This window comes from Neorhizobium petrolearium, from assembly GCF_029854435.1.
GTDB lineage: Bacteria > Pseudomonadota > Alphaproteobacteria > Rhizobiales > Rhizobiaceae > Neorhizobium > Neorhizobium petrolearium.
In genome coordinates, this window is record NZ_CP123001.1 from 542,924 (window position 1) to 567,948 (window position 25,025).

20 protein-coding genes and 2 pseudogenes are annotated in these 25,025 nt (G+C 60.4%); 19 read left to right on the plus strand and 3 right to left on the minus strand.

Annotated elements, in window-relative coordinates:
- Nucleotides 1–13 precede the first annotated feature (13 nt).
- The 6 genes from QEO92_RS29430 (at nt 14) to QEO92_RS29455 (ending at nt 7,021) form a co-directional block, all read left to right on the plus strand.
- Entirely contained in the window at nt 14–901 is an 888-nt protein-coding gene (locus tag QEO92_RS29430; RefSeq protein ID WP_227705646.1) for an ABC transporter permease, read from the plus strand.
- 30 nt (nt 902–931) lie between these two features.
- Nucleotides 932–2,911, plus strand: coding sequence for an ABC transporter ATP-binding protein (locus tag QEO92_RS29435; protein ID WP_227705647.1), 1,980 nt, complete (start codon nt 932–934; stop codon nt 2,909–2,911).
- Nucleotides 2,901–4,151, plus strand: coding sequence for an MFS transporter (locus QEO92_RS29440; protein WP_227705648.1), 1,251 nt, complete (start codon nt 2,901–2,903; stop codon nt 4,149–4,151). Before QEO92_RS29435 ends, QEO92_RS29440 begins: the two co-directional genes overlap by 11 nt.
- A 1-nt stretch (nt 4,152) precedes the next feature.
- Nucleotides 4,153–4,914: a cysteine hydrolase family protein gene (locus QEO92_RS29445; RefSeq protein WP_227705649.1), complete on the plus strand. Its 762-nt coding sequence runs from the start codon at nt 4,153–4,155 to the stop codon at nt 4,912–4,914.
- Between the two features lie 68 nt (nt 4,915–4,982).
- Nucleotides 4,983–5,705, plus strand: coding sequence for an isochorismatase family protein (locus QEO92_RS29450; protein ID WP_227705650.1), 723 nt, complete (start codon nt 4,983–4,985; stop codon nt 5,703–5,705).
- A 53-nt stretch (nt 5,706–5,758) separates the two neighbouring features.
- Complete coding sequence (locus QEO92_RS29455; protein ID WP_227705651.1) at nt 5,759–7,021, plus strand: MFS transporter; 1,263 nt, start codon at nt 5,759–5,761, stop codon at nt 7,019–7,021.
- Between the two features lie 483 nt (nt 7,022–7,504).
- Here QEO92_RS29455 and QEO92_RS29460 read toward each other — a convergent pair whose 3' ends face one another.
- Complete coding sequence (locus QEO92_RS29460) at nt 7,505–8,629, minus strand: IS110 family RNA-guided transposase (protein ID WP_210058967.1); 1,125 nt, start codon at nt 8,627–8,629, stop codon at nt 7,505–7,507.
- 130 nt (nt 8,630–8,759) lie between these two features.
- Between QEO92_RS29460 and QEO92_RS29465 the strand changes: the two are divergent.
- From QEO92_RS29465 to QEO92_RS29480, 4 genes and pseudogenes are all read left to right on the plus strand, one after another.
- Nucleotides 8,760–9,225: pseudogene (locus QEO92_RS29465) on the plus strand (transposase); the annotation flags it as partial.
- A 529-nt stretch (nt 9,226–9,754) separates the two neighbouring features.
- On the plus strand, nt 9,755–11,014 hold the full coding sequence (gene ltrA / locus QEO92_RS29470; RefSeq protein ID WP_210059127.1) for a group II intron reverse transcriptase/maturase: 1,260 nt from the start codon (nt 9,755–9,757) through the stop codon (nt 11,012–11,014).
- An 80-nt stretch (nt 11,015–11,094) separates the two neighbouring features.
- Nucleotides 11,095–11,382 (plus strand): annotated as a pseudogene (locus tag QEO92_RS29475) (transposase); the annotation flags it as partial.
- 53 nt (nt 11,383–11,435) lie between these two features.
- Nucleotides 11,436–11,849, plus strand: a complete 414-nt coding sequence (locus QEO92_RS29480; RefSeq protein ID WP_227705652.1) for a hypothetical protein — start codon at nt 11,436–11,438, stop codon at nt 11,847–11,849.
- Between the two features lie 678 nt (nt 11,850–12,527).
- Here QEO92_RS29480 and QEO92_RS29485 read toward each other — a convergent pair.
- On the minus strand, nt 12,528–13,232 hold the full coding sequence (locus tag QEO92_RS29485; protein WP_052182553.1) for a GntR family transcriptional regulator: 705 nt from the start codon (nt 13,230–13,232) through the stop codon (nt 12,528–12,530).
- 121 nt (nt 13,233–13,353) lie between these two features.
- Here QEO92_RS29485 and QEO92_RS29490 point away from each other — a divergent pair, with 121 nt between their 5' ends.
- Genes QEO92_RS29490 through QEO92_RS29525 form a run of 8 tightly spaced genes read left to right on the plus strand, consistent with a single transcriptional unit; the run spans nt 13,354 to nt 21,929 of the window.
- Nucleotides 13,354–14,715, plus strand: a complete 1,362-nt coding sequence (locus QEO92_RS29490; protein ID WP_227705653.1) for an acyclic terpene utilization AtuA family protein — start codon at nt 13,354–13,356, stop codon at nt 14,713–14,715.
- Complete coding sequence (locus QEO92_RS29495; RefSeq protein ID WP_227705654.1) at nt 14,712–15,122, plus strand: AtuA-related protein; 411 nt, start codon at nt 14,712–14,714, stop codon at nt 15,120–15,122. Before QEO92_RS29490 ends, QEO92_RS29495 begins: the two co-directional genes overlap by 4 nt.
- Nucleotides 15,115–16,692, plus strand: a complete 1,578-nt coding sequence (locus QEO92_RS29500) for an ABC transporter substrate-binding protein (RefSeq protein WP_037145016.1) — start codon at nt 15,115–15,117, stop codon at nt 16,690–16,692. Before QEO92_RS29495 ends, QEO92_RS29500 begins: the two co-directional genes overlap by 8 nt.
- A 2-nt stretch (nt 16,693–16,694) precedes the next feature.
- Nucleotides 16,695–17,597: an ABC transporter permease gene (locus QEO92_RS29505; protein ID WP_037145019.1), complete on the plus strand. Its 903-nt coding sequence runs from the start codon at nt 16,695–16,697 to the stop codon at nt 17,595–17,597.
- Entirely contained in the window at nt 17,598–18,542 is a 945-nt protein-coding gene (locus tag QEO92_RS29510; protein WP_037145022.1) for an ABC transporter permease, read from the plus strand. It abuts the gene before it with no gap.
- The gene (locus QEO92_RS29515) at nt 18,539–19,564 is read left to right on the plus strand and encodes an ABC transporter ATP-binding protein (protein ID WP_081952624.1); all 1,026 of its coding nucleotides are present in this window, start codon (nt 18,539–18,541) and stop codon (nt 19,562–19,564) included. The genes QEO92_RS29510 and QEO92_RS29515 overlap by 4 nt, the downstream gene beginning before the upstream one ends.
- Nucleotides 19,561–20,508: an ABC transporter ATP-binding protein gene (locus QEO92_RS29520; protein WP_227705655.1), complete on the plus strand. Its 948-nt coding sequence runs from the start codon at nt 19,561–19,563 to the stop codon at nt 20,506–20,508. Before QEO92_RS29515 ends, QEO92_RS29520 begins: the two co-directional genes overlap by 4 nt.
- Entirely contained in the window at nt 20,505–21,929 is a 1,425-nt protein-coding gene (locus tag QEO92_RS29525) for a carboxylesterase/lipase family protein (protein WP_052182554.1), read from the plus strand. Before QEO92_RS29520 ends, QEO92_RS29525 begins: the two co-directional genes overlap by 4 nt.
- Before the next feature lie 459 nt (nt 21,930–22,388).
- Here the strand turns inward: QEO92_RS29525 and QEO92_RS29530 are convergent, their stop codons facing one another.
- Nucleotides 22,389–23,306 carry a ketopantoate reductase family protein gene (locus QEO92_RS29530; RefSeq protein ID WP_037145033.1) on the minus strand — a complete coding sequence of 306 codons (918 nt, stop codon included), beginning with the start codon at nt 23,304–23,306 and terminating at the stop codon, nt 22,389–22,391.
- Between the two features lie 256 nt (nt 23,307–23,562).
- Between QEO92_RS29530 and QEO92_RS29535 the strand changes: the two genes are divergently transcribed.
- Complete coding sequence (locus QEO92_RS29535; protein ID WP_227705656.1) at nt 23,563–25,011, plus strand: aldehyde dehydrogenase; 1,449 nt, start codon at nt 23,563–23,565, stop codon at nt 25,009–25,011.
- Nucleotides 25,012–25,025: the final 14 nt, after the last annotated feature.

The window sequence follows — 25,025 nt, forward strand, 5'->3', positions numbered from 1 at the left end:
CGGAGACAAAACGATGGCTCACATCTCGATTTCCCTGCCTGCCTTTCGCTCCTTCCAGCTGCAGGTGTCGGACATGCCTGGCCTGATGCGGCTCCTGTCCAATCGGAGGATACAAGCGGCATTGCTGATCCTCGTGCCGATCCTGTTGCTGACGGTGTTCCGGCCATTCCTCCCCATCCCGGGTCCTCTGGAAACCAACCTTCGCGCAATGACCAAACCACCCTCACTCGATCACCTGTTCGGCACCGACCGTATGGGGCGCGATCTTCTCAGCCGGACGCTTGCCGGTGTCCAGATTTCGATGTTCGTGGGCTTCGCCGTGGCGCTTCTGTCGCTCTGCGTCGGTCTTGTCATGGGAACGCTTGCCGGCTTTTTCGGCGGCGTTATCGACCGGCTGATGATGACCATCACGGACATCTTCCTTGCCTTCCCGTCGCTGCTGCTTGCCATCGGCCTGGTCTCGGTGATGGGGACGGGGATGCTTCCCGTCGTGCTGGCCATTTCGTTGTCGGACGTGCCACGCTTCATCCGCTTGCAGCGGTCGCTGGTACTCAGTCTTCGGTCCAGGGCCTATATTGATGCGGCGCGCACCGTGAGAGCCTCGCAGATGTGGTTGATGACCCGACACATCATCCCAAACACCATTGCGCCCCTGCTTGTCGCCGCCTCGATCGCTGCCGCGAATGCCATCCTCGTCGAGGCAGGCCTCAGTTTTCTGGGACTGGGGATCATGCCGCCCGCACCTTCGCTCGGCAACCTGATCCGCGACGGGCAGACCTATCTCGAACAGGCTTGGTGGATTTCCACTCTGCCGGGAACGGTCATCCTGCTGATCGCCATCAGCCTGCATTTCCTGTCGGACGGCATCCGGCAAGTCCTCGATCCACGTTCGCGCAAGTGACCATCGCAACAGCACACCGGATAAATCTCCATGAACGAACTGCGTCCCCTTCGGAATTCGCTGCTTGACGTGCGCAACTTGCACGCGCACTTCCTGACAGATGCCGGCACCGTTAAGGCGGTCAACGGCGTTTCCTTTCAGATCGGTCAGGGCGAGCGCGTGGCAATCGTCGGAGAGTCGGGCTCCGGAAAGAGCGCGATGGCAATGTCGTTGCTGCGCCTGCTTGCCTATCCCGGCAAGGTCGTTTCCGGGGAAATCAACCTGGACGGGCGCGATCTCAATCGCTTGAGCGAGCGTCAGCTCAACGAGATCCGCGGTCGCGAGGTCGGAACCATATTCCAGGATCCCATGTCGTCCCTTGATCCGGTGATGCGGATCTCCAAACAGATGATTCCGCCGATCATGCGTCATCTCGGGCTGCCCCAGGACAAGGCGAGAGCGGAGGCGATCAACTGGCTGGACCGCGTGGGCATTCCTGATGCCGCCCGCCGCATCGAATCCTATCCGTTCGAAATGTCGGGTGGCATGCGGCAGCGCGTAATGATCGCCATGGCCTTGTCTTGCCGACCGCGGCTGATCATCGCCGATGAGCCCACGACCGCCTTGGACGTGACGATCCAGGCGCAGATCGTCGAACTGCTGAAGGAGTTGACCGCTGAAACCGGCGCGGCCATGGTCTTCATCACCCATGACCTTGGCCTGGTTGCCCGCTTCGCCCACAAGGTCGGCGTCATGTATGCCGGCAAGCTAGTGGAGTTCGGCGCCGTGCGGGACATCTTCGCGCGTCCCCTGCATCCCTATACCCAGAGCCTCCTGGATACGATCCCGCCTGCCCATCAGCAGGAGCGTCGACGCCTCGTCCAAATCCCCGGGGTCCCGCCCGACATGAAGCAGGCGGTGCTGGGCTGCGCTTTCAAGGAGCGGTGTGCCGGGGCTCACCGGCATTGTTTCGAGACCGCGCCTGAATTGGATATGCGTCAGCCAGGTCATTCCGCCGCCTGCTGGTTACCCGATGGGCTGGGGCAGGATCGTTTTGTGGAGCAGGCACTCATACCGGCCATGGAACCGTCCGGAGAGCCGGGAGACTCAAGGGTGGTGGTGGAGATCAACAATCTGCACAAGCACTTTGTCTCCCGCAGCTCTTTGCCATGGCGGAAGCCTCCGGTCCTACGTGCGGTCAACGGCATTTCGTTGCGCATCAGCAAGGGCGAGGCCCTCGGTATCGTGGGCGAGTCCGGCTGCGGGAAAAGCACGGTCGCCCGTCTTCTGCTTGGTCTCGACCCCGCAACATCCGGCGAGATCTTTATCGACGGCATGGCGCAGATGGTGTTTCAGGACCCTTCGTCGTCCTTCAATCCCAAGATGACCCTCTCGAACATCATACAGGAACCCTTGGTGGTGACAGGCTGGGGCACCAGGACAGAACGGCAGGGCCGGGTGCGGGAGTTGCTGTCCCAGGTGGGACTCGATGAAAGCTACCTGCATCGCTATCCGAGCCAATTGTCCGGGGGGCAGCGCCAGCGCGTCGCCATCGCGCGGGCGTTGGCGCTCAAGCCTTCCGTCGTCGTCGCCGACGAACCGACATCAGCCCTCGATGTCTCGGTGCGCGCGCAGATCATAAACCTGCTGATGGATCTCAAGCAGAAGCTGAGGGTGAGTTTCGTCTTCATCTCTCACGACCTCCTGACAGTCAGCTATATCTCGGACAAGATCGCCGTCATGTATCTCGGCGAGGTCGTGGAGTACGGTCCCGCAGACGAGGTCTTTCACAATCCGGCACATCCTTACACACAGGCTCTGATCACCGCGGTGCCGATACCCGATCCGGAAGCCGAGGCAGCCCGGGCGCAGAAGCCGCTTTCGGGCGAGCTCCCGAGCCCGCTCAATCTGCCCACCGGTTGTTCTTTTGCGTCCCGTTGCCCGGAGGCCACGGATTACTGCCGCACCCATAAAATGGTGCTGAAGCCCTTTTCCAAAACACGAGAAACGGCGTGCCACTATGCAAGCTGATACATTCCGGCGCTTCGGTATCTTCGGCGGTGGACTTTTCTTCGCCATCACCGGAATGGCAGCCCCCTTTTTCACGCTTTACGCATCGGAAATGGGGGCATCGACACTCGCCATCGGTTTGATTGTGACCTCACGGGCTCTGCTGCCCATCATCATCGCCATGCCAACCGGTCAACTGATCGACAGCATCGGGTCTGTGAAGATGCTGCAGATCGGCTCGGCATTGCTGCTGATCTCGCTGCTCAACACCGTTTTCGCGACCAGCGTTCTCATGCTCACCGTCTCGCAGCTGTTCATGGGGGCCTGCATCATCATCATGGCAACCGCACTTCAGGTTCTGGTCTCGACCGGGGATCGGGAAACCCGCAACAAGGCCATCACCACCTATTCCATGTGGATGTCGGGGGGCAGCATGCTGGGTCCGCTGTTGGGCGGGCTAATCACCTTCGCCTTCGAGGCTCCTGCGGATGGGTACCGCTTTACATTCGTGGCGGCGGCGGCCGCCACCACCGTCTTCATGCTGCTGCTGGCCTGCCTCAGCCGCATTTATCCGCATCCGGTTCCGGCGGTTGGCGAGATCCGCTCGATCCTATCCTTCCGCGGCGTTACCACCAGCTATCGGCAAGGGATGGATCTTACGTCGCATAGGCCAGTGCAGTTCGGGCTCGTGGGCACGTTCGTCATCATGTACATACAGGCGCTCTACAGCGGTTTCCTGCCTGTCTACCTGGATCAATTCGGTTACTCGGCATTTCATATCGCCGCAATCCTGTCCTGGCAGGGCATGGCCGGAATGCTCAGCCGCTTCGTCATCAAGGCCCTGATGCGGCGCTTCTCACTGGAGCGTATCCTGAGCGTCGCAGGTCTGCTGGCCGCCATCTGTGTCGTGTTGACGCCGCTTGCGGCACCCAATGCGGTAGTGACCTATCTGCTGATCTTCACCCTTGGTGCGGCAGCCGGCGTCAACCTGCCTGTCAGCATGATGATCATGGTCGATGCCGTTGGCGAAAGCCAGCATGGCAAGCTGATGGGGTTGCGCCTGCTCGTCAACCGCTTCTCCCAGACGATCAGCCCGGCACTCTTCGGCCTGCTTGGCAGCTTCGTCGGACTAACCGCCGCCTTCCTCGCGGGCGGTGCGGTGCTGGTTGCGACCATGTTCGGCTTTTCGGCTTACGCCAGCCACATGGTGCGAACCAGCGTCGCGAATGCTGCGAGCAATCCTAGTCCAAAGGAGGACTGACATGACTGAACGTATATGGGACAAGTATCTCACAGAGCGCGACAAGGCGGTTTTCGCCGCATCCGGCTTCGGGGCGATGGCCGACTGGGGCAAAAGGCCCGCCCTCATCATCATCGACGTGAATTATGCATTCTGCGACGAGGAGCCGAAGCCTATCCTCGAAAGCATCAAGAAATGGCGCACTTCGTGCGGGGAGGACGCTTGGGAAGCCATCCCGGTTCTTCAGCAATTGATTGCTGTGTGCCGGGCCAAGGGGATACCGGTGATCTACACCACCGGCACCCGACGCGCCGATAACTGGGATTCCGGTTCCTGGAGCTGGAAATCGAGCCGCCGCGGAGAGACGCCGGTGACCGACGTTAGCAATCGTGACGGAAACGATATAGTCGATGAAATTGCACCAGGACCAAGCGACATTGTGGTGCGGAAGCAAAAGCCGTCCGGGTTCGCCGGTACCCCCCTTCAGTCCTACCTGCAGCTTCTTGGTTGTGACAGCCTGATCGTCACCGGTACGACGACATCCGGATGTGTTCGCGCCACGGTTCTCGACGCGTTTTCTCAAAACTTCCGGCTGACGGTGGTGGAGGATGGATGCTTCGACCGCAGCCAGGCCAGTCACGCGATCAACCTTTGCGATATGCACGCGAAATACGCCAACGTGCGCCCGAGCGGCGAGGTGCTGGACTACTTTGGCACGCTGGAAGACGGCCTGTTCGAGTTGCCGTCCGGCAAGGGCATGGCCACGCGCGTTGCCGCCGAATGATACTGTAGCCTCGCCCGGGACAGTGGGCGAGGCATCCCACTCCAACGATCCGCCAAGGGAAAGCAAGCATGTCACCCGACCGCTTCGAAGATCATGCATGGGCGGATATCATTCCCGCCGACCTGATCCAGCTCTATGCCCCATACCAACGTGAAACCTACGTCGGGCCGCGCCCGGCGCTCGTGCTGATCGATCTCTATAACCTGGCCTATCGCGGTGGACCGGTGCCGCCCTTGAGCCTGATGGACCAGTATCCCAGCAGTTGTGGGATCTACGCCCACAATGCGATCGAACCGACGAGACGGTTGATCGCCGCCGCGCGAACGGCCGGCGTGCCAATCTTCTACTGTACCTCCGACAACCGCCCAATGGCTGGTCTTCGGGGCGGTGGCGCCACGCGTCGCAGGACGTCAACCGCAGCAGTGCGTTTGCCGGACGACTTCGAGATCTGGTCTGATTTCGCGCCACAGCAAGGCGATGTAATCATTCGCAAGCAGCGTGCCAGTATCTTCCAAGGGACTCCGCTGTTGTCGCACCTGAATCTTCTTGGCGTACAGAGCCTGATAGTCTGTGGCGAAAGCACCAGCGGCTGCGTGCGGGCAAGCTGCATCGACGGCTATTCGAACGGGTTGCATGTTAGCCTGGTCGAAGAATGCACTTATGACAGGCATGAACTCGTCCACAAGATGAACCTGTTCGACCTCCATCACAAGTATGCCGACGTCATGCATGTAGAAGAAGTCGTCGCACATCTCGAGGCAAGCCATCCGACGAGGGCTGCTGCCGGATAGAACGACGCACAGCCGTGCCGTGACAGATCGATTCTCACCGCGAGCCTTTCCACATGACGTTACCTGACACTACGACGGCTCACGCCGCAAGCTCTTCCCCGATTATTCGGCGAGGTACGTTTGCGGCGCTCGGCTATCGCAACTATCGACTGTTCTGGTATGGCAACTCGATCTCCTTCGTCGGAGACTGGCTCGACCAGATCGCCTTGAACTGGTTGGTGATTTCGACGACGAACGACCCGGTCATGCTCGGCTTGGTCAATTTGTGTCGAGGGCTGCCGATCATGCTGTTTGCCATGTTCGGGGGCGTCGTTGCCGACCGTATTGATCGAAGAACGATGCTCATCTGGACGCAGGCACTTGCCATGTTCGTCGCAATCGGTTTGGCATGTGTCGTGGCCTTCTTCGACGCATCGATCTGGCTGATCCTGATCCTCGCGGTCTGCCGCGGTATGATCGTGTCGTTCAACCTGCCGGCCCGCCACTCACTCGTCTACCATCTGGTGCCACACGAGGCGATGGCGAGCGCAGTTTCGTTGAACTCGATGACACTGAATCTCGCAAAGATCATCGGACCTCTGGCGTCGGCCGCGATCATTTCCGGCTTTGGCATCACGGCCTGCTTCATAGCCAATGCGTTAAGCTTCACGGTGGTGATGGCGATGTTGCTGATGCTCGACTTGCCGCCGCAAAAGGTCACGCGCAAGCAGGAGAGCTTCATCGCCAGCCTGTTGGGTGGATTTGCCTACATGGGCCGCGAACCCATCTTGCTGATGCTGGTACTCGTCGCGCTGGTTCCGACATTTTTCTGCCAGCCCTATATCCAGTTCCTCGCGGTATTTGCCGCCCAGGTCTTTCATGCCGGCGCAAGCGGCCTCGGGTTGATGACTGCAGTCGCCGCGGCAGGGTCGATCTGCGGCGGCCTGCTTGCCAGCCGACTACAGCGGGATGCCAGGCGCGGCTCGACCATGCTGATCTTCATGGCGAGCTTCGGCCTCTCGCTGATCCTCTTCTCCATGGCGCCAACCATGTATTTGGCGATCCCGGTGCTGTTTGCGGCAGGCGCCATGCATATTGCTTATAATTCCTCCAACAACACGATTTTGCAGCTGACAGTGGACGACGCCTACAGGGGGCGAGTGTTGTCTTCGCTGTTCATGACGCGCGGCCTGATGCCGATGGGAACCGCCGCCATGGCCCTTCTATCGACTGCCACGGGACCACGGCTTGCCATGGCACTGATGGCCTTTGTCGTCGTGGCCTTCGCTGCTGTTTTGTGGATGCGGATGCCGCAGCTGCGCCAACTGAAAGTTTGAGTATCTTGCCCGTGAATCTTACAAGTCCCGATGGTGCCACATCGCTCATCACCTTCGCATAGCGTCGGATGAAAAAGAGACTGTCATTCGTGTAAGTCTAAGCGTGCTCAACGTTATTGCAGCGGTTCATTGCTTATCGGAATCGGGTCGGGATTCCCAAATCAGCCGAATTGTGATTCTCATGTCCGTTTTCAAGAGCTTGGGCATGGGTTTTTCGCGTCGCTTTTTCAGCGTCGACGAGGGACAAATATGCTGCCTATTGCAGGACGCGGCGGCATTGAGACGACGGTTGATCAGACTCTGATGCGCGGGTTGAATACCGCAGGACCGTGGTTCGTCTCGGGCCTTCCTCTGTCTCACGTGGCGCGTGTTGCCGTTTCAGGCTCGCAGAATCACAACGAGGGTTGCCCTGACCGGCCGCCACGCCCAGCAATAAGCAGCGTGATGTAATTAAACTCTCCTTTGTACTTGGCGCCCCCTTCGTCAGGCTGCCTTTGTGGGGGGAATGGGAACTGTTGTCGCAATCGCCCAGACGAAAGCAGCGAGTTCGCGCGCGATGGCGACGGTGACGATGTTGGTGGGGCGCCCGCTGGCCTGCATGCGTCGGTATCGCTGACATAGCCGTACCTGCGCCTTCCAGGCGATCGCCCTGATCGCTTCAGGCAGCCCCTCCGTTCGCTTCAAGATTTCCTGGCCGACACGGGCCGGCAATCTGTAGGTCCATGCACCTTCGACCAGCATGCGTCTTGCCCGGGTGTTGCCCGCCTTGGTGATCGAGCCGCGCGACACGCTGGCGCCTGTGGAATGTTCCCTGGGGACCAATCCCAGCCAGGCCATGAACTGGCGTGGGTTGCTGAAGCGTCTGAAGTCGCCGATCTCCGATACCAGTGTCACCGCCGAGATCTGTGCGACACCGCGCAGGGCCTGGATCGCTTCGACGACAGGGTTCAGCGACCAATCCGGCAAGAGCGCCAGCATCTGCCAGGTCAGCCGTTCCCGCCGTTCCTCGATCTGTTCGATGGCACGAATGTATTCTTCCATAGCGATCTGCTGCGCACGGTGATCAAAGCGCTGTGTCGCCAGCCAGTTTCGATGAGCTCTTGTCCAATGAGAGCGGCCTTCGAAGACCCGGCCGTGCCGGAGCAAAAGCGACAAGAGATGCTGGCGTGCCCGTCGTAAATCCGAGACGGCCGCTTCCCGTGCCCGGCAAAGATCGCGCATGGCCTCATGCGTCTCGTCGGGAACCCAGATGGACGATAGTTCACCTGCTCGCAACAACGCGGCAAGCGCGACAGCATCACGCCGATCTGTCTTGATCTGAAGTCCCGGCCGGGTCGGAACCAGCGATGGCGCAACGACAAGGCAGTCATAACCCAGTGCTGAAAGCTGACGATACAATCCATAGCCCGTCGGGCCGGCCTCATAGCAAAAGCACAGGCGTCCGTGACGTCCGGCAAGCTTGTCGACAAATTTGCGCACTGCATCGGCACGGTTGGCGATTTCGCCGTAATAACGAACCTCGCCTTTGCGGCCTGCTTCCGCCAGACCGATCGCGATTTTTTCCTTACTCACATCCAAACCAACGTAAAGTGCGATATCATCGACCACGGCTCGTCTCCTATGTTTGAGGCTCTGGCTCTGCAGCTAACCCTCGTTCTGAACATAATGCGAGACGAGCCACCCTGTCGGCCAAGGACATGGGGTCTCATCCTGGGTGCTGGGATGGAGGCCAGCATCGATGACGCGACCCTATTCGAATGATCTTCCTAAACGCGTGGCTGCAGTTGCGGGCGGTCAGAGCTGTCGGGTCGTCGCGAAGCGGTTCGACATCGCCGTCTCCTCAGTGGTGAAGTGGTCGCAGCGCCATCGGGTGACCGGCAGCGACTCGCCCGGCAAGATGGGCGGCCATCGCCGGCGGGTGCTGGAGTCGCATCGCGCCTTCATTGTCGAGCGGATCGAGCAGACCTCGCACCTGCCGCTGCATCGGCCGAAGGACGAACTGGCCGCCCGCGGCGTGGCCGTCCCCCATAATGCCATTTGGCAGTTCATGCGCCGTGAAGGTCTGAGCTTCAAAAAGAACGCTGTTCGTCCTTGAGCAGGGCCGAGCCGACATTGCCCGGAACAGACAGCGCTGGAAGACTTGGCAAGCCTGCTTCGATCCGAAGCGGCTCGTCTTTATCGACGAGAGTGTGCTGCAGAGCAGCGGAAGGAGTTCGACATGAACTGAGACCGTAGCGTAAAGCTGCGTGAATGATGGGGGACGGCCCTCCGGGATCGGCTTTCAGGAGCAGGTCTCAAACCAGTCCGAGCTGCTGCGGTAAAGAGCCGTGGTGGTGAGCGTCGGATGAAACGTTCGGACGAGATCCGAGCAGGTGCATGTTCAAAAGACGAACGAAAGTGAACCCTCCGAAGACGCGTCGTTATGAACGTAAGTGTTGTCGAAACCAGGACCGTTTCGTCATCCTGGGACAAGTCCGCCAGAAGCCTGATGACCGGGCGGGCGGCGACCGGCGTAGAGGGGGCGTGATTTGGACATAGGCGTTCACGCGGAACTGCAGGAACCAGGCTCCTGATGCCAAGGGAGAAGCTCAAGCGGCGCAAACCGCAAGGCGAGAGTACCGATGCGGGAGACTGGGGCGGACCGACCCGTAAGAGCGTCGAGGACCCTGTAATGGGGTCGGAGCAAAGGGGTCGGATCAGGTGGTCGTATTGTTTGAAACAACTGGAAACAGGATGACTTCGGAAAGTACGGCAGACAAGCCGTTTCGAATTGAGAAACGGCAGGTGTACGAAGCTTATAAAGCGGTCAAAGCCAACCATGGCGCAGCCGGGGTGGACGGCGAGACTTTGGAAATGTTCGAGAAAGACCTTGCAAGGAATCTCTACAAGATCTGGAATCGGATGTCGTCCGGAGCCTACTTTCCGCCACCGGTGCGTGCCGTCTCCATTCCAAAGAAGGCTGGAGGCGAGAGGGTTTTGGGTGTGCCCACGGTCAGCGATCGGATCGCGCAGATGGTGGTCAAACAGATGATTGAGCCGGATTTGGACTCCCTCTTTCTTCCAGACTCATACGGGTACAGGCCGGGGAAGTCGGCCTTGGATGCCGTCGGCGTGACGCGCCAGCGATGTTGGAAGTATGATTGGGTTTTGGAATTCGACATCAAAGGACTGTTCGACAATCTTCCACACGATCTCTTGCTGAAGGCGGTCAGGAAGCACGTCACATGCAAGTGGGCTCTGCTCTACATCGGAAGATGGCTCGCAGCGCCGATGGAGAAGAATGGTGAGGTTTTGGCGCGAACGTGCGGCACCCCGCAAGGCGGTGTCGTCAGCCCCTGCCTCGCAAATCTCTTCATGCACTATGCATTTGATTTGTGGATGACGCGAATGCATCCCGACCTACCATGGTGTCGATATGCCGACGATGGTCTTGTTCACTGCCAGAGCGAGCAGCAAGCCGAAGCCCTCAAGGTGGAGTTGAGTTCTCGCTTGGCAGCGTGCGGATTGCAGATGCATCCGACAAAGACCAAGATCGTTTACTGCAAGGATCAACGGCGCCGAGGAACGTATCCGAATGTCGCATTCGACTTTCTCGGATATCAGTTCCGGCCTCGACGGGTGGCGAATACACAGCGGGACGAGTTCTTCTGTGGCTACACGCCTGCGGTTAGTCCGACGGCGCTTAAATCGATGCGGGCAAAGATCAAAAGTTTGAACATCCCGCGGCAGACGCCGGGGACGCTGACCGAAATTGCCAAACAACTCAATCCACTCCTTCGGGGATGGATTGCCTATTATGGCCGGTTCAGCCGTTCGGCCCTGTCCACTCTGGCTGATTACGTTAACATGAAGCTCAGAGCCTGGATCAGGCGAAAGTTCAAACGCTTTCAGTCCCATAAGACACGAGCCAGTCTCTTCTTGCGAAAACTGGCGCGGGAAAATCCGGGACTGTTCGTACATTGGAAGGTGTTCGGAACGAACACGTTTACCTGATGGGAGCGGTGTGAATCGAGAGGTTCACGCACCGTTCTGCGAGAGGCCGGCTGGTGAAATCCCTCCGGCCTACTCACCCCTGGACGAAGACGAACATGGCGCCGCTGCGAGGCTGGGCGCCGCGCGGCGAACGGCTGTTCGGCCAGGCTCCCTTCGGCCACTGGAACACCATGACGTTCATTGCCGCCCTGCGCGTTGATCGCGTCAGCGCGCCCTGGGTCATCGACCGGCCGATCAACGCGACGAGCTTCCTCGTCTATGTCGAAAAGGTGCTGGTGCCGGAGCTCACGCCCGGCGACATCGTCGTGATGGACAATCTCGGCTCGCACAAGGCCAAGGCTGTCCGCGATGCCATCAGGGGGGTCGGCGGTTGCCGGAATTGCCGACCGCGGTCCGTTCGCGTATCACCGTGGCGCTTGATATGGGCGAGCAGCCCGAAGCCAATCCGATGAAGCTTGAGCCGAGCGACGAGGTTCTTGCCGGAAAGCCGGCCGGATCGGTTGCCCGTGTCGACGAAACCGGCCGCGTGTCCTGGACGATCCCTCTTGAGATTTCGGTGCAGATCCCTGCGCTCGCCACCACGCCGTCGGCGCCTCCAGGGCTTGCTGCAGCCATCGTCGAAGCGACGACATTCGCTGAACGCGCCGTCGCCGACGAATATCGAGACCGGAGCGGCTACAAGCGCGGCTTCCTGACCGGGTTCGATGTCTGCAACATCGACGGCGCAAATGCCAAGAGCATCGATCGCAAAAACAAGATCGTCACACCCCTGACGCCCGATTCAGCAGGCCTCGAGGTACTTGCAACGGACGCGGAAGCCGACAGCTGGCGGTGAGATCGTTCACGGGGCCGATCTTCACCGACGGAGACCGCAGTTTCCGTGGGATCAAGATTCCGGGCCGCTTCTTCAAGATTGCGGTCTGGGTCGAAGACACACGGCCACCAGCGTCCCAAGCATTCGCCATGTCGAGCACATCATCGGGTGGCTCGTCAGGATGTGATGTGGTGCAAAGGAATCGGCTTGGATTGCTGCCGTCACCAACAACGATCCAATCTACCTGATCTTCAAGCTTGGCTGCTCCAGGCCCGACGATCGCAAGCAGCGATACGCCTTCAGCGAGGCAGAGATCGGGCTGTGAAGGACTATTTTGCGAGCAAGGGCCATAGCAAAGATCTAAAGCAGAACCGAAGCGGCCGCGAATCTGAAGGTGGTCGGTTGTTTGACTACCGAGGAAGCTAAAGCCGAAGGTGAGCCTCATCACCCGCCCCCGCTCCGCCCTTGCGACCCGGCCCAGCAGGTCGGATCGGGGGCTGCCGCCAGCGCCAGTGGAGATGTCGCGTGTCGCATGTCTAACCGGCTGACCACGTCGCACCTCTAATCAGCTTTGACACTATTTAAGCTCGAAAAGACCGTATTATCGGACGCTTGGATAAAGGTCCTGCTGGATCGGCGGTTCGATCCTTTCAAGAGCGTGGGTTGTCGAGAGCGATACGGTTTATCACACGTGGCTGCCTAGAGTGCAGTGTCCTTGCTCGCTGCGCCCAGGTCTTCTTCAAAGGAAGCCTCTATGTTGGTCGCCTGTAGATAAAAGTCCTTTGGCCTACCGATATGGCGACGGATGATGTCGGCCAGATGGTTCCCATCTCCCTGTCGGATCGCCTCAATCATCGCAAAATGTTCTTCGATCGCCACTTCGCGCATCTCCTCGTTGGGGAAGGCACGAGTGCGGATTGGATGGGTCGAGAACGTATAATGTTGGATCGCTTCGGCCAGCCGTTTGTTGCCGGCGTGCTCATAAAGCGTTTCATGGAACGTATTGTTGAGCGTGAACACCTCGGAGAACCGCATGGCGCGCGAAGCCTCGCGATGCTTTTCGGCAATGTCTGTCAGGAAGGTGATGAACTGCGGTTCTGCCGGCCTTGAAAAATGCCGCGCTGCCTGCGTTTCGAGGCATTCGCGGATTTCGTAAAGTTCCTCCACCTCGCGAATAGAATAATCCCGAACCTGGACACCCTTGTTCGGCTGGCGAATGACGAGGCCGACCTTTTCCAGCTCGTCGAAAGCCCGCCGCACGCCATGGCGAGTCGCGCCGGTGCGGACCATGATTTCATCTTCGATCAACCGCTCCCGCGGCCGGCAGGCGCCGGAAATGATCTTGCGCTGCAGGTCCTTGTATACCGCTTCCCAGCTGCCGCTTTTCTCTGCAGTTTCATCCATTTATTTGCGACTCTCGCACGCTACCGATGTTCGAAAGCAATAACTCATCTTGGGGCTCAAAACAATCATCGTTGACATTATCGATAATATTACCTATGAAATTTTCGACGGAGGAAATCGGGTGTATCGCATCGGCAGTGGAGCGGGATTTTCGGGAGATCGCATCGACGCGGCGCAGCCTGTCGTCGAGGCGATTGCTGCGACAGGTGAGGGTGGCGCGATCATTTTCGAGACGATTGGCGAGCGTACGCTGGCGCTTGGCCAGATCGCCAAGCGGCGCGATCCGAAAGCCGGTTACGAGCCGTTGCTCGAACAGTTCCTGCCGCCGATCCTAAAGACCTGTGTGGAAAACCGTATCGTTATTGTCGGCAATTTCGGCTGCGCCAACCCTCGCGCTGCGGCCGATACAATCCGTGCGATGGCTGAGGCGCAGGGCTTTGCCGGCGCCCGCATAGCGGTGGTCGAGGGCGATGATCTGGTCGGGCGGGTCGATATCAGTGCGACTGAGCGCTGGGAAGGCGATCGCCATCTGCCGGCCCCGTCGGGGGACGTGATCGCCGTTAATGCCTATATAGGGGCGCGTCCGATCGCCGAAGCAATCCGTGCTGGCGCGCAGGTCGTTGTAACAGGGCGCGTGGCCGATCCGGCACTGGCACTCGGGCCGCTGGTGGCTCATTTCGGCTGGGACTGGAATGATCTCGATCTACTGGCTGCCGGCACGCTGGCAGGGCACCTGCTCGAATGCGGCTCGCAGGTCTCGGGCGGCTTCTTTGCCGATCCGGGCTATAAGGATGTACCAGATCCCGCCAATATCGGCTTTCCGATCGCCGAGGTGGAGGCCGATGGCACTTTCGTCCTCACCAAGGCGGAAGGTACCGGTGGCTGCGTTGACACGCGCACTGTCAAAGAACAGCTTCTTTACGAAATTCATGATCCTGCAGCCTATCTGACACCGGACGTGACGCTCGACCTAACCGAGGTTGAGGTCGTTGCTGTGGGTCGTGATCGGGTTCGGGTCACGGGCGCCCGCGGGCATGCAGCGCCGACAACGTTGAAGGCGACGGTTGGATATTACGGCGACTGGCTGGGAGAGGCAGAGATTTCGTATGCTGGGCCGAACGCTCTTCAACGCGCGCGGCTTGCTGTTTCGATCATGCGCGACCGGCTGGCAAAGCGGGCGCTCGATGTGGCATCGCGGGCCGACGTGATCGGTACGACCAGCGTTTTCGATGACGACAGCGGCACGCTGTTTGAGGGATTTCGCGGCGAAAACGATGGCGATTATCGCGTCCGTTTCGCCTTCGGCGGCGAGGCAGGCGCCGTTGAGGCGGCGGTGCAGGAGGTCAACGCGCTCTATTGCTGCGGACCGGCGGGCGGCGGCGGAGTGCGCCAGAGCGTGCGCCCGCGGGTGCGGACGGTTTCACATCTCGTCCCCCGTTCGCTCGTATCGGTCTCGCATTCCTTTATCGGAGAGACGTCATGACACGGGACCGCATCACCGTACCGCTGCATGCGATCGCCCATGGCCGCGCCGGCGACAAGGGCAATCGGCTGAACGTCAACGTCATCGCCTACCGCACGGAATTCTGGCCGATCCTGCTTGAACAGGTAACAGAAGCGCGCATCGCAGCGCTCTTCGCGCATCGGGGCGTTACGCGTGTCGTGCGCTATGAACTGCCGAAGCTGCAGGCGCTCAATTTTGTCATCGACGACGCTTTGGAAGGCGGGGTCAATTCCAGCCTTAGCCTCGACACGCACGGAAAGACCCTGTCTTTCCTGGTGCTCGACCTCCCGGTCGAGCTTCCGTCGCACATTCAATCATCTGCTGCGGCCGTCCGGTCGCGAACGCCAAATTTTGATCCAGTCATGGGAGGAGTGGACAATGAATAAGAAGAGGACCCTGACGCTTTTGCCGGCTCTGTTGGCCGGCATTTCTGCGGCAGCAATGATCGCCGCGCCAGCGGGCGCGCAGGAAATCAAGCGCGGTGGCAACCTTCGCATCGGCATCTCACAGATGGCACCATCGCCCGACCCGGTTGTTACGACATTCGGCGTCAACTGGGGAACGTCCTATATCGTCTGCGAAGGCCTTTTCGGGCTGGATGAAAAATGGACGCCTCAGCCGATGCTGGCGGATTCATTCAAATACAGCGACGACGGGCTGAAGCTCACCGTTGTGCTGCGCTCGGGACTGAAATTCCATTCCGGCGCGCCGCTGACCTCGGCCGACGTCGTCGCGTCGCTTAACCGCTTCCGCGAATCCGCCGGTATCGGCGCATCGCTGAAAGCGACGACCAAGTCGATCAAGGCGGTGGATGACAAGACCGTCGAATTCGAGCTGGCGAGTCCGAGCCCGATCCTGCCAGGTCTGCTGGCTGGCGCGCAATCGGCCATCATGTCGGCCAAGTCTCTTGAAGGAGCATCCGCCACGGTCGGCACAAAGGGGTTGGATTGCACCGGTCCCTATACGCTGACCAGCTACCAGCCCGACCAGGGCGCCAAACTCACCCGGTGGGACGATTACCAGAGCCGGAAGGAGCCTGCATCGGCAATGTCCGGCGCAAAATATGCCTACGCCGACGAGATCGATCTACGTCTGATGCCGGAGCCTTCCGTGCGTCGCGATGCGCTAATCACGGGGCAGATCGATATCGCCCGCGAGCTGCCGTCCGACTTCTATGACGCATTGAAGAACAACTCCGGCACCGAACCGGTCGTCGTGCCGAACAACCAGTCGCTGACGGTGGTGTTCAATACCAAGGAAGGCGTTCTGGCTGACGTCAACCTGCGCCGCGCCATCTATTACGCGCTGGAGATGGAACCGATCATGCAGGCGTCTGTCGGCAAGAAGGAATTCTATACGCTCGATCCAAGCTGGATCCCCGATCCGAATTCCTTCTGGTACACCAAGGCCGGCGTTCCGGATGGCTTCGGCAAGCCGAATGCGGCCAAGGTAAAGGAATATCTCGGCAAGTCGAACTACAATGGCCAGCCGATTCGCTGGCTGGTCGCAAGCGAACAGTACCAGAAGCACTATCTGACGGCGATCACCGCCAGTCAGCAGCTCGAAGAGTTCGGCATCAAGGTGGATATCATTCAGTCCCCTATGGCGAATTATATCCAGACCCGCGCCAATGCGGCGCAGATGGACGCCTTCTCCAGCTTCCTGCCGACTTATGTCGACCCGACCTCGATCGCTTATCTCAACCCGACCTATCCGGGCTTCTGGGATAATCCGGAAAAGACCGGGCTGATGAAGCAGATCGCGACGACGATCGACCCGACGGAGCGCAAGGCGATCTTCGAAAAGATCCATGCGCTTGCCTATGATCAGTTCCCGTTCATCAAATACGGGACGGAGTCCAACATGTATGGCATGCGCAAGGGTGTGGGTAATCCGCAGAGGATTCCGGCCCGCTCGGACGACTTCTACAACGTGGCGCCGCCGCCGGCGAATTGAGGATGAGCACGATCGAGCAAAGCCTGTCCGAGAGCCCGGCCACCGGAGAGGAGGCGACCCTCGTTTCTAGCCACCGGCCGCTATGGCAAAGATTGGTCCGCAACCCCGCGGCCGTCTTTTCCATCGCCGTGCTCGTTCTTATGGCGCTGGGAGCAATCCTGGCGCCGGTGATCGCACCCGGCAATCCCATGCGGGTGAGCCCCGCCCTGCGGTTTACCCCGCCGGGCCCCGAACATCTTTTCGGCACCGACAATCTCGGTCGCGACATATTCAAAATGGTGCTGCATGGCTCGCGTACCTCACTGCTCGTCGGCCTTATCGTCACGCTGGTCTCCATGTCCGTGGCGATCGTGCTGGGGGTGATTTCCGGCTTTTATCGCAAGGTGGACGTCGTCTTGATGCGCTTCGTCGACGGGATGATGGCTTTCCCGGGCATCGTGCTGGCAACGGCAGCCGCCGGCATCATGGGGCCGAGCGTCACGACAGTCATTACGTCGTTGTCGATCGTGCTGATAGCGCCTTCGCTACGCATTGTCCGCGGCCAGGTGCTTGTCGTCCGCGAGCTGCAAATGATCGAGGCGGCGCGCGCCGTCGGCGTGCCGACGCTACGCATCCTCTCCCGCTACGTGCTGCCGGCCGTCAGCTCGCCGATCCTCGTCCAAACCTCGTTCATCTTCTCCGCAGCCGTACTTGGCGAAGCTGGACTGAGCTTCATCGGCGTCGGTATTGGCCCTAGGGATCTGAGTTGGGGTAACGCGCTGACCGAAGCGCGAAATTACATCAGCCAGGCGCCTTGGATCGTGCTGTTTCCGGGTTTGGCGCTGATGCTGACCATTCTTTCGCTCAACCTGCTGGGTGACGCATTGCGCGATGTGCTTGATCCCCGGCTTGCAAGGAGACGCTAGATGCTGACCTATCTCGGCAGGCGCTTCCTGCTCATTCTTCCAACGATCTTCGTGCCGTTGATCCTGGTCTTCCTGCTGCTGCGTCTGTCGCCGGGCGATCCCGCCGGCATGATGCTGGGTGATCAGGCGACTGCCGACCAGATTGCCGCGCTGAGAACCGAACTCGGGCTCGATCAACCGATCTACGTCCAGTTCTTCATCTGGCTCAAGGACATCGTGACGCTGGATCTCGGCCAGTCGATCTTTTTCCGCGAGACGGTGATGAAAATCATCCCTGAATATGCCGGCGTCACCATCCTGCTCGCGCTGGTGGCTCTTTCGCTGACGGTCGTCATCGGCGTGACGCTTGGCCTGATTTCTGCGATGAACCGCAACAAGCCAATCGACCGGGGGGTTATCGTCGGCGCAGTGCTCGGCATATCGGTACCGGAATTCTGGTTCGCGTTACTGCTGATTTTCCTGTTTGCAGTGACGTTGCGCTGGTTTCCCGTCGCGGGCTACAATCCTCCGTCAGCCGGCATCGTCGCCTTTGCTGCGACCATCTTTCTTCCGGCGCTGGCGCTTGGCGTGCGCCAGTCGGCACTGATGACACGGATGATGCGCTCCTCCATGCTTGACGTGCTGAACGAGCCATATATCACGACCGCGCGGGCTCAAGGACTGCCGGAGCGCAAGGTGATCGGCAGCTACGCGCTGCGGACGGCCTCCATTCCGGTCATCACCGTTGTCGGGCTTGCGGCTGGCCATATGCTGGGCGGCGCCGTCGCGATCGAGATCATCTTCGCCTTGCCGGGCCTCGGCCGCATGCTGGTGGAAGCGGTTGCCCGCCGCGATTATCCGCTCGTCGAAGGCGGGGTTCTGACCATTTCGTTGATCCTTGCCGTGCTCAATCTAGCGATCGACATCGTCTACGCACTCCTTGATCCCCGGATACGCTACCAATGAACACGCATATTCCATCGGAAGCGCTTGGCCTACCGCAGGAGGCCGTGAAGACCGTCCCGGTTCTGGAGGTCGAGGAACTGTCCCTGTCATTCCGCGACGAAGGCGCCTTGCTGCCGATCGTTACCGACATTTCGTTCTCGATCGGTCGTGGCGAGGCAGTGGCGCTGGTCGGCGAATCCGGCTGCGGCAAGTCGATCACCGCCAGCGCGATCATGGGGCTTGCGCCGGATAATGCGGTCGTCACCGGTGAAATCCGGCTGAACGGGCAACGCATTTCCGATCTTTCCCCGAGAGAGCGCCGCAAGCTCTGCGGTCGCCATATGGGCTTTATCTTTCAGGAGCCGATGACGGCCCTGCACCCGACGCTGACAATCGGCCGGCAGATGACCGATACGCTGAGCCACAATCTCGGGCTCGGCCAGCGGGCGGCGATGGACCGCGCTGCCGAACTGCTGGTGAAGGTCGGAATTCCCCGCGCAAAGGATATCCTCAAAGGGTATGTCCACGAACTTTCCGGCGGCATGCGCCAACGCGTGATGATCGCGCTCGCCATTTCCTGCGGGCCATCGCTGATCATCGCCGACGAGCCGACTACCGCGCTCGACGTGACGATCCAGGCCCAGGTTCTTGACCTTCTGGAAGACATGCGCCGTGAGCTCGATCTCGCCATGCTCTTCATCACCCACGATCTGGAAGTGGTCGGCGACTTCTGCGACCGGGCTGTCGTCATGTATGCCGGCGACGTGGTGGAGCGGGCGACGAGCCGGGAGATCGTCGAGACACCGCGCCATCCCTATACACGCGGCCTGATCGACGCCATTCCGGCGCATGGCGAAACCCGCAATCGACTGACACCGATCCCCGGCACGGTACCGCCGGTCGGGGCGTGGCCCGAGGGCTGTCGGTTCGCACCCCGTTGCCAGCACGCGGATGAACAATGTCGCACCCATCCCGGTCTTGACGCTGTCGGCAGTTCCACGGTCCGCTGCTGGCACCCGGTCGAGGAGGTCTCGGCATCATGAATACCGTTTCGCCCGTGCTCGAAGTGCGCGGCCTTTCGAAATCCTTCAAGGCGGTCAAGGCCGTCCGAAATGTCTCCTTTTCCATCACCAGGGGCAAAACCTTCGGCATCGTCGGCGAATCCGGCAGCGGCAAGTCGACGACCGCCCGCCTAGTGCTGCGGCTCATCGATCCGACGTCCGGCGACATCCGCTTCCGGGGAACGGATCTTTCCGCCATGAAGCAGGAAGAGTTACGCCGCGAGCGGCGCCACATGCAGATGATCTTTCAGGATCCCTTCGGATCGCTGAACGGCCGCATGACTGTACGCGAGACGCTGACCGAACCACAGATGGTCCATGGTATAGGCACGCCCGCTTCGCGGCTAGAAGCTGCCCGCAGCCTGCTTGCCGAAGTCGGACTGCCGGCGGCCGCGCTAGACCGGTTTCCACATGAGTTCTCCGGCGGCCAGCGCCAGCGCATCGCGATCGCCCGTGCGCTTGCCACCAATCCGGACCTGATCGTTGCCGACGAGCCGGTCAGCGCGCTGGACGTTTCTGTGCAGGCGCAGGTGTTGAACCTGTTGCGCGATTTGCAGGAGCGGCATGGCACGACCATGCTGTTCATCTCGCATGATCTCAGGGTCGTGCAATTCATGTGCGATGAGATCGCGGTCATGTATCTTGGCGAGATCGTTGAACAGGGACCGCGCGAGCGGATATACGGCGCTCCGGCGCATCCCTATACCCAGGCGCTGCTCGCTTCCGCACCGGGCAGGGGAGCGGGCAAACGCGCCCGGCTCTCCGGTGAAATCCCAAGCGCCCATGCCGCACCGAGCGGCTGCGCCTTTCGCACCCGCTGTCCGCATGCTCATGAACGCTGTGTCCTCGAAGCGCCGGGAATGCGTGAGCTCGGTTGCGGCCAGCGGGCGGCCTGCCATCTGCTGGAGAAGGCTCCAAGCGCATGAAGACGATCGATGTTTCGAGCTGCGAGGCGATCTATCGCGGCGTCGTCTCCGAGAGTGGCCTTAGCTTTTTCGGCATCCCCTATGGCGAGCCACCGGTCGGCGCCCTGCGCTTTCAGCCGGCGAAAGCGGTCGTGGCCAAAGGCCTTGTCGATGCGACGCAGCCGGGCAACGCGCCGCCACAGATCCGTCGACCGGTACCCGTATGGACGCCGCGCAATACGGGTTTCTTGACCGGCGAGGACTGCCTCAACCTCAACGTCTTCACGCCGGCAGCCAATGGCGGCAAGCGGCCGGTCGTAGTGCACGTGTTCGGTGGCGGTTTCCAGACCGGGTCCGTCAATGGCGGTTATCAGGATGAACTCGGTTTCGTCGAACGTGGGGACCTCGTTTATGTCCGGCCAAATTTCCGTACCGGCGCGCTGGGTTTTCTGCATCTTGGCGAGGTGATGGGCGATGGATCGCCTGCCAATCGCGGCATGCTCGATCTCGTTCTGGCGCTGGAATGGGTCCAGGCGAATATCGGAGCCTTCGGCGGCGATCGGGACAATGTCACGCTTGTCGGCCTGTCATCTGGCGGTTTCACTATCGGTGCGTTGTTCGGTATGGATGGCATTGCCCATCTTTTTCGGCGGGCCTGGATGATGAGTGGTTCGGCAAGCCGGATCATCGATCCGCGGACGGCAAGCTCCATGGCCCTCGATTTTCTGGACCGCACCGGCATCCGCCCCGGCGATCACGATGCCCTGCAGGCCCTGCCGGTCGAGCGCATTCTCACCGTGCAGGAAGAGATCATCGCCACCGACCTTGGCGAACGCAATTCACCCGGGGGCAGGACGATGGGCATCGTGCTCGACGGCGCGAGCCTGAAGCGCCATCCGCTCGACGGCCTTGCCGCAGGAACCTTCCGCGACAAGCAGATGGTCGTCGGCTGGACGAGAGACGAGGCAAGCATGTGGTATGCCTTGGGCATCATGCCGGCGCCGAAGGGCCGAGAGCGCGTACTTTCAACTGTTGCACGCTTTTTTCCCGACAAATCGGAAACGGTATTATCTGAAATTGAAAGGGCTTACCCAAAAGCCGGCCTGGCCGAATTGGAGGAACGTTTCCTATCGGCAACCATCTACCGCGATACCGCCCAGCGGACCGCCGAGACTCACGGGAACGCGGGCGGCAAAGCCTTCGCCTACGAATTCGGCTGGGTGCCGGAGTTCGAGGGCGGCAGGCTGGGTTCCTCGCACTCCTTCGATGAACCGTTCGTATTCGGAAACGTGGAGGCAGAACGGGTGCCGCTTGCCGGTGGCAAGCCCCATGCGGTGAAGCTTGCCAACGAGATGTCGGACGCTTTGCAAACCTTCGCCCACACCGGGACGGCGCCTTGGCAGGATTTTCAAAAAAACCGCTTCATCAAACGGTTCGAGTGAATTCTCTTGCCACCATTATGGCAGTATCGATCTCCAAGTATACTCCACCGTGCGACAGGAGATTGGCGCATGGTTCTGAGTCGGCGGTTCAAATTGCTTCAAGGGTTGTGAGCAGACCGCACAAATTCAAGTTTCTATCGCACCAGAACTGTCCGAAACGTTGACATTCGGGCCGGTAGGTCCGGTCATGAATACATCTGCTGAGCTGAAGCAAAAGTACGAACTTCAGCGTGAGAAGTGAGGTACCGTAGGTTCGGATCTGTTCGCGAACCCTGGGGTCACCGATGCCAATGTGTCTCTCACCACGCCGATGCACCGTAATGTTTTCCAGCCGACGTATTCAGCGCATGGTGAGTTTAGCAACAACTGCTTTCCAGCCAGCAGTCAACGCAGCTACGTCGCAGTGGTCGGAGCAGTAATCATCAGCCTCGCCCATGCCATATGGATGGACAGACCGCTTTATACATTCTTCCGCTCGAAGAGCGATAGAAGGTTTGCAAATGCTGCCGTCACGGGCGTGGATACGCCCTGCCGGAGACCTTCCCGGGCAACCGCACCGGTGATTGTGCCGATCTCCATTGGCCGGCCGGCGAGGCGGTCCTGGAGCATCGAGGGCTTGTGAGGGCGATGGTGCGCAAAGGCATGTTCCACCGATTGCCGCGTCCGCTCCACATCGACATCGAGGCCACGGGCCTTCGCGACGGCTAGCGCTTCCGACAGGATGGCGAAGACGATCTGCCTTGCTTCCTGCCGGTCCGCCATCTCGCCGACGGTCAGGTCGGTCGCCGCCGCGAGCGAATTCAAGGCCGCGTTGAAGGCGAGCTTTTCCCAGATCGCGACCTCCACCGCTGGGTCCAGTTCGCAGTTCAGCCCGGCGTTTTCCAGCATATTGCAAAGATCCTGCAGCCCGGGTGAGGGGACGCCGTTCGCCGCCCAGATCCGGATCTGTCCGTCGCCCGGCACGCGAATGTGCCCGGGTGCGACGAGCGTCGAAGGCCAGTTGGTCATGCCCATGGCGATGCGTTCCCGCGGAATGAAAGCCTCGATCGTCTCGACATTGCCGATGCCGTTCTGCACCGTGAGCGCAAGCGTTTGCGGCCCGATCAGATGCCGAGCGGCTGCCATCGCCGCTTCGGTGTGCATGCCCTTGGTGAACACGATCAGCAGATCGAAGGCACCCGTATACCGTTCCGCCGCTCCGATCGGTAGGGAATAGGTCTTTTCTCCATCGTCGCCGGTCAACCGCAGGCCGTTCGCTTTGATGGCTTCGATCTGCGCCGGAGCGACGTCGATCAACGAAACATCTTGCCCGCTTCCCGCAAGCCGGGCGGCGAACAGGCCGCCCATGGCGCCGGCCCCGATGACGGCAATTCTCATGGTTTTGTCCCTTCCCGATGCTCCTCCGCATCGTCTCCGGATTATCCCGGAAAACCGTTTTTGCCGCAAGATAGTTTGACGTCAAAAATTTTGTTATCAAACTATCTTGCAGCGAGAAAGCCTTTTGGCTACGGTTCACAACAAGAGCAAGGCAGGCCGCAGCGCTTGCCGTCGGAGGAAAAAGCGACCTAATACGGAGAAGCCGGACAGTGTGCTGTCACGCGGCTATTTGGGTTCACAAGAAAGGGAGGATATCGTGGATAGCATTCAGTTTCTGATCGATAACGACGATCGCGCTGCGCAGTCGGGTGCCGTTTTCGAGCGTATCGATCCGGTAACGGGCGAGGTCGCCACCAAGGCGCCGGCGGGCGGTCCTGCCGATGCGCGTGCCGCAGCCGACGCCGCTGCCGCCGCTTTTCCGCAATGGTCGGCGATCGGCCCGGGTGAGCGCCGCAAGCTGCTTCTCAAAGCCGCCGACATCATGGATTCCAAGGCCGGTGAATTTATCCGGCTGATGACCGCTGAAACCGGCTCGACCGGCCCATGGGGCGGCTTCAACACGATGTTCGCCGCCAATGTCCTGCGCGAAGCGGCCTCCATGACGACCCAGGTCTCCGGCGAGATCATTCCGTCCGACAAGCCCGGCAATATGGCGATGGCCATCCGCCAGCCGGCTGGTGTCTGCGTCGGCATCGCGCCGTGGAATGCACCAGTCATTCTCGGTACCCGCGCCATCGCCATGCCGCTCGCTTGTGGCAATACGGTCGTGCTGAAGGCGTCGGAAATGTGCCCGGCGACCCACCGCCTCATTGGCCAGGTAATGCGCGAGGCCGGTTTCCCGAAGGGCGTCGTCAACGTCGTCACCAACGCACCCGCCGATGCCGCAGAGGTCGTCGAGGCTCTGGTCGCTCATCCTGCCGTCAAGCGCATCAATTTCACCGGCTCGACGCGCGTCGGCAAGATCATCGCCAAGCTGGCGGCGGAACACCTGAAGCCGGTCCTGCTCGAGCTCGGCGGCAAGGCCCCGCTGATCGTCCTGGACGATGCGGACCTCGATGCCGCCGTCAACGCGGCAGCTTTCGGCGCCTATATGAACCAAGGCCAGATCTGCATGTCTACGGAGCGGATCATCGTCGACGAGAAGGTCGCCGACACCTTCGTCGAAAAGCTCGCCGCCAAGGCAAAGGGCCTTCCATCGGGTGATCCGCGCGGGCATGTCGTCCTGGGCTCTCTGGTCAGCCTCCAAGCGGCCGAGCGGGTCGAGGAAATGGTTCAGGATGCTGTTGCCAAGGGTGCGGCCCTGGTGGCCGGCGGCAATCGCAATGGTGCCATCATGGAAGCGACGCTGGTCGACAAGGTGACGCGGGACATGCGCATCTATTCGGAAGAGTCCTTCGGTCCGGCCAAGAGCGTCATCCGCGTCAAGGGCGACGATGAAGCGATCAGGATCGCCAACGATACCGAATACGGCCTCTCCTCGGCGGTCTTCAGCCGCGATATCCAGCGCGCCATGGCGGTTGCGCGCCGCATCGAAAGCGGCATTTGCCATATCAACGGCCCGACTGTCCATGACGAGGCGCAGATGCCTTTCGGCGGCGTCAAGGCATCCGGTTACGGCCGGTTCGGCGGCCGTGCGGCGATCGCGGAATTCACGGACCTGCGCTGGATCACCGTCGAGGATCCGCATCAGCACTACCCGTTCTGACGGCGAGGCGGAAG

Coding starts and splice junctions, on each gene's coding strand:
- QEO92_RS29480 (WP_227705652.1), top strand. CDS start 11,436: ATGGGCGAGCAGCCCGAAGCCAATCCGATGAAGCTTGAGCCGAGCGAC.
- QEO92_RS29505 (WP_037145019.1), top strand. CDS start 16,695: ATGAGCACGATCGAGCAAAGCCTGTCCGAGAGCCCGGCCACCGGAGAG.
- QEO92_RS29435 (WP_227705647.1), top strand. CDS start 932: ATGAACGAACTGCGTCCCCTTCGGAATTCGCTGCTTGACGTGCGCAAC.
- QEO92_RS29515 (WP_081952624.1), top strand. CDS start 18,539: ATGAACACGCATATTCCATCGGAAGCGCTTGGCCTACCGCAGGAGGCC.
- QEO92_RS29500 (WP_037145016.1), top strand. CDS start 15,115: ATGAATAAGAAGAGGACCCTGACGCTTTTGCCGGCTCTGTTGGCCGGC.
- QEO92_RS29450 (WP_227705650.1), top strand. CDS start 4,983: ATGTCACCCGACCGCTTCGAAGATCATGCATGGGCGGATATCATTCCC.
- ltrA (WP_210059127.1), top strand. CDS start 9,755: ATGACTTCGGAAAGTACGGCAGACAAGCCGTTTCGAATTGAGAAACGG.
- QEO92_RS29520 (WP_227705655.1), top strand. CDS start 19,561: ATGAATACCGTTTCGCCCGTGCTCGAAGTGCGCGGCCTTTCGAAATCC.
- QEO92_RS29510 (WP_037145022.1), top strand. CDS start 17,598: ATGCTGACCTATCTCGGCAGGCGCTTCCTGCTCATTCTTCCAACGATC.
- QEO92_RS29530 (WP_037145033.1), bottom strand. CDS start 23,306: ATGAGAATTGCCGTCATCGGGGCCGGCGCCATGGGCGGCCTGTTCGCC.
- QEO92_RS29440 (WP_227705648.1), top strand. CDS start 2,901: ATGCAAGCTGATACATTCCGGCGCTTCGGTATCTTCGGCGGTGGACTT.
- QEO92_RS29430 (WP_227705646.1), top strand. CDS start 14: ATGGCTCACATCTCGATTTCCCTGCCTGCCTTTCGCTCCTTCCAGCTG.
- QEO92_RS29525 (WP_052182554.1), top strand. CDS start 20,505: ATGAAGACGATCGATGTTTCGAGCTGCGAGGCGATCTATCGCGGCGTC.
- QEO92_RS29455 (WP_227705651.1), top strand. CDS start 5,759: ATGACGTTACCTGACACTACGACGGCTCACGCCGCAAGCTCTTCCCCG.
- QEO92_RS29485 (WP_052182553.1), bottom strand. CDS start 13,232: ATGGATGAAACTGCAGAGAAAAGCGGCAGCTGGGAAGCGGTATACAAG.
- QEO92_RS29445 (WP_227705649.1), top strand. CDS start 4,153: ATGACTGAACGTATATGGGACAAGTATCTCACAGAGCGCGACAAGGCG.
- QEO92_RS29495 (WP_227705654.1), top strand. CDS start 14,712: ATGACACGGGACCGCATCACCGTACCGCTGCATGCGATCGCCCATGGC.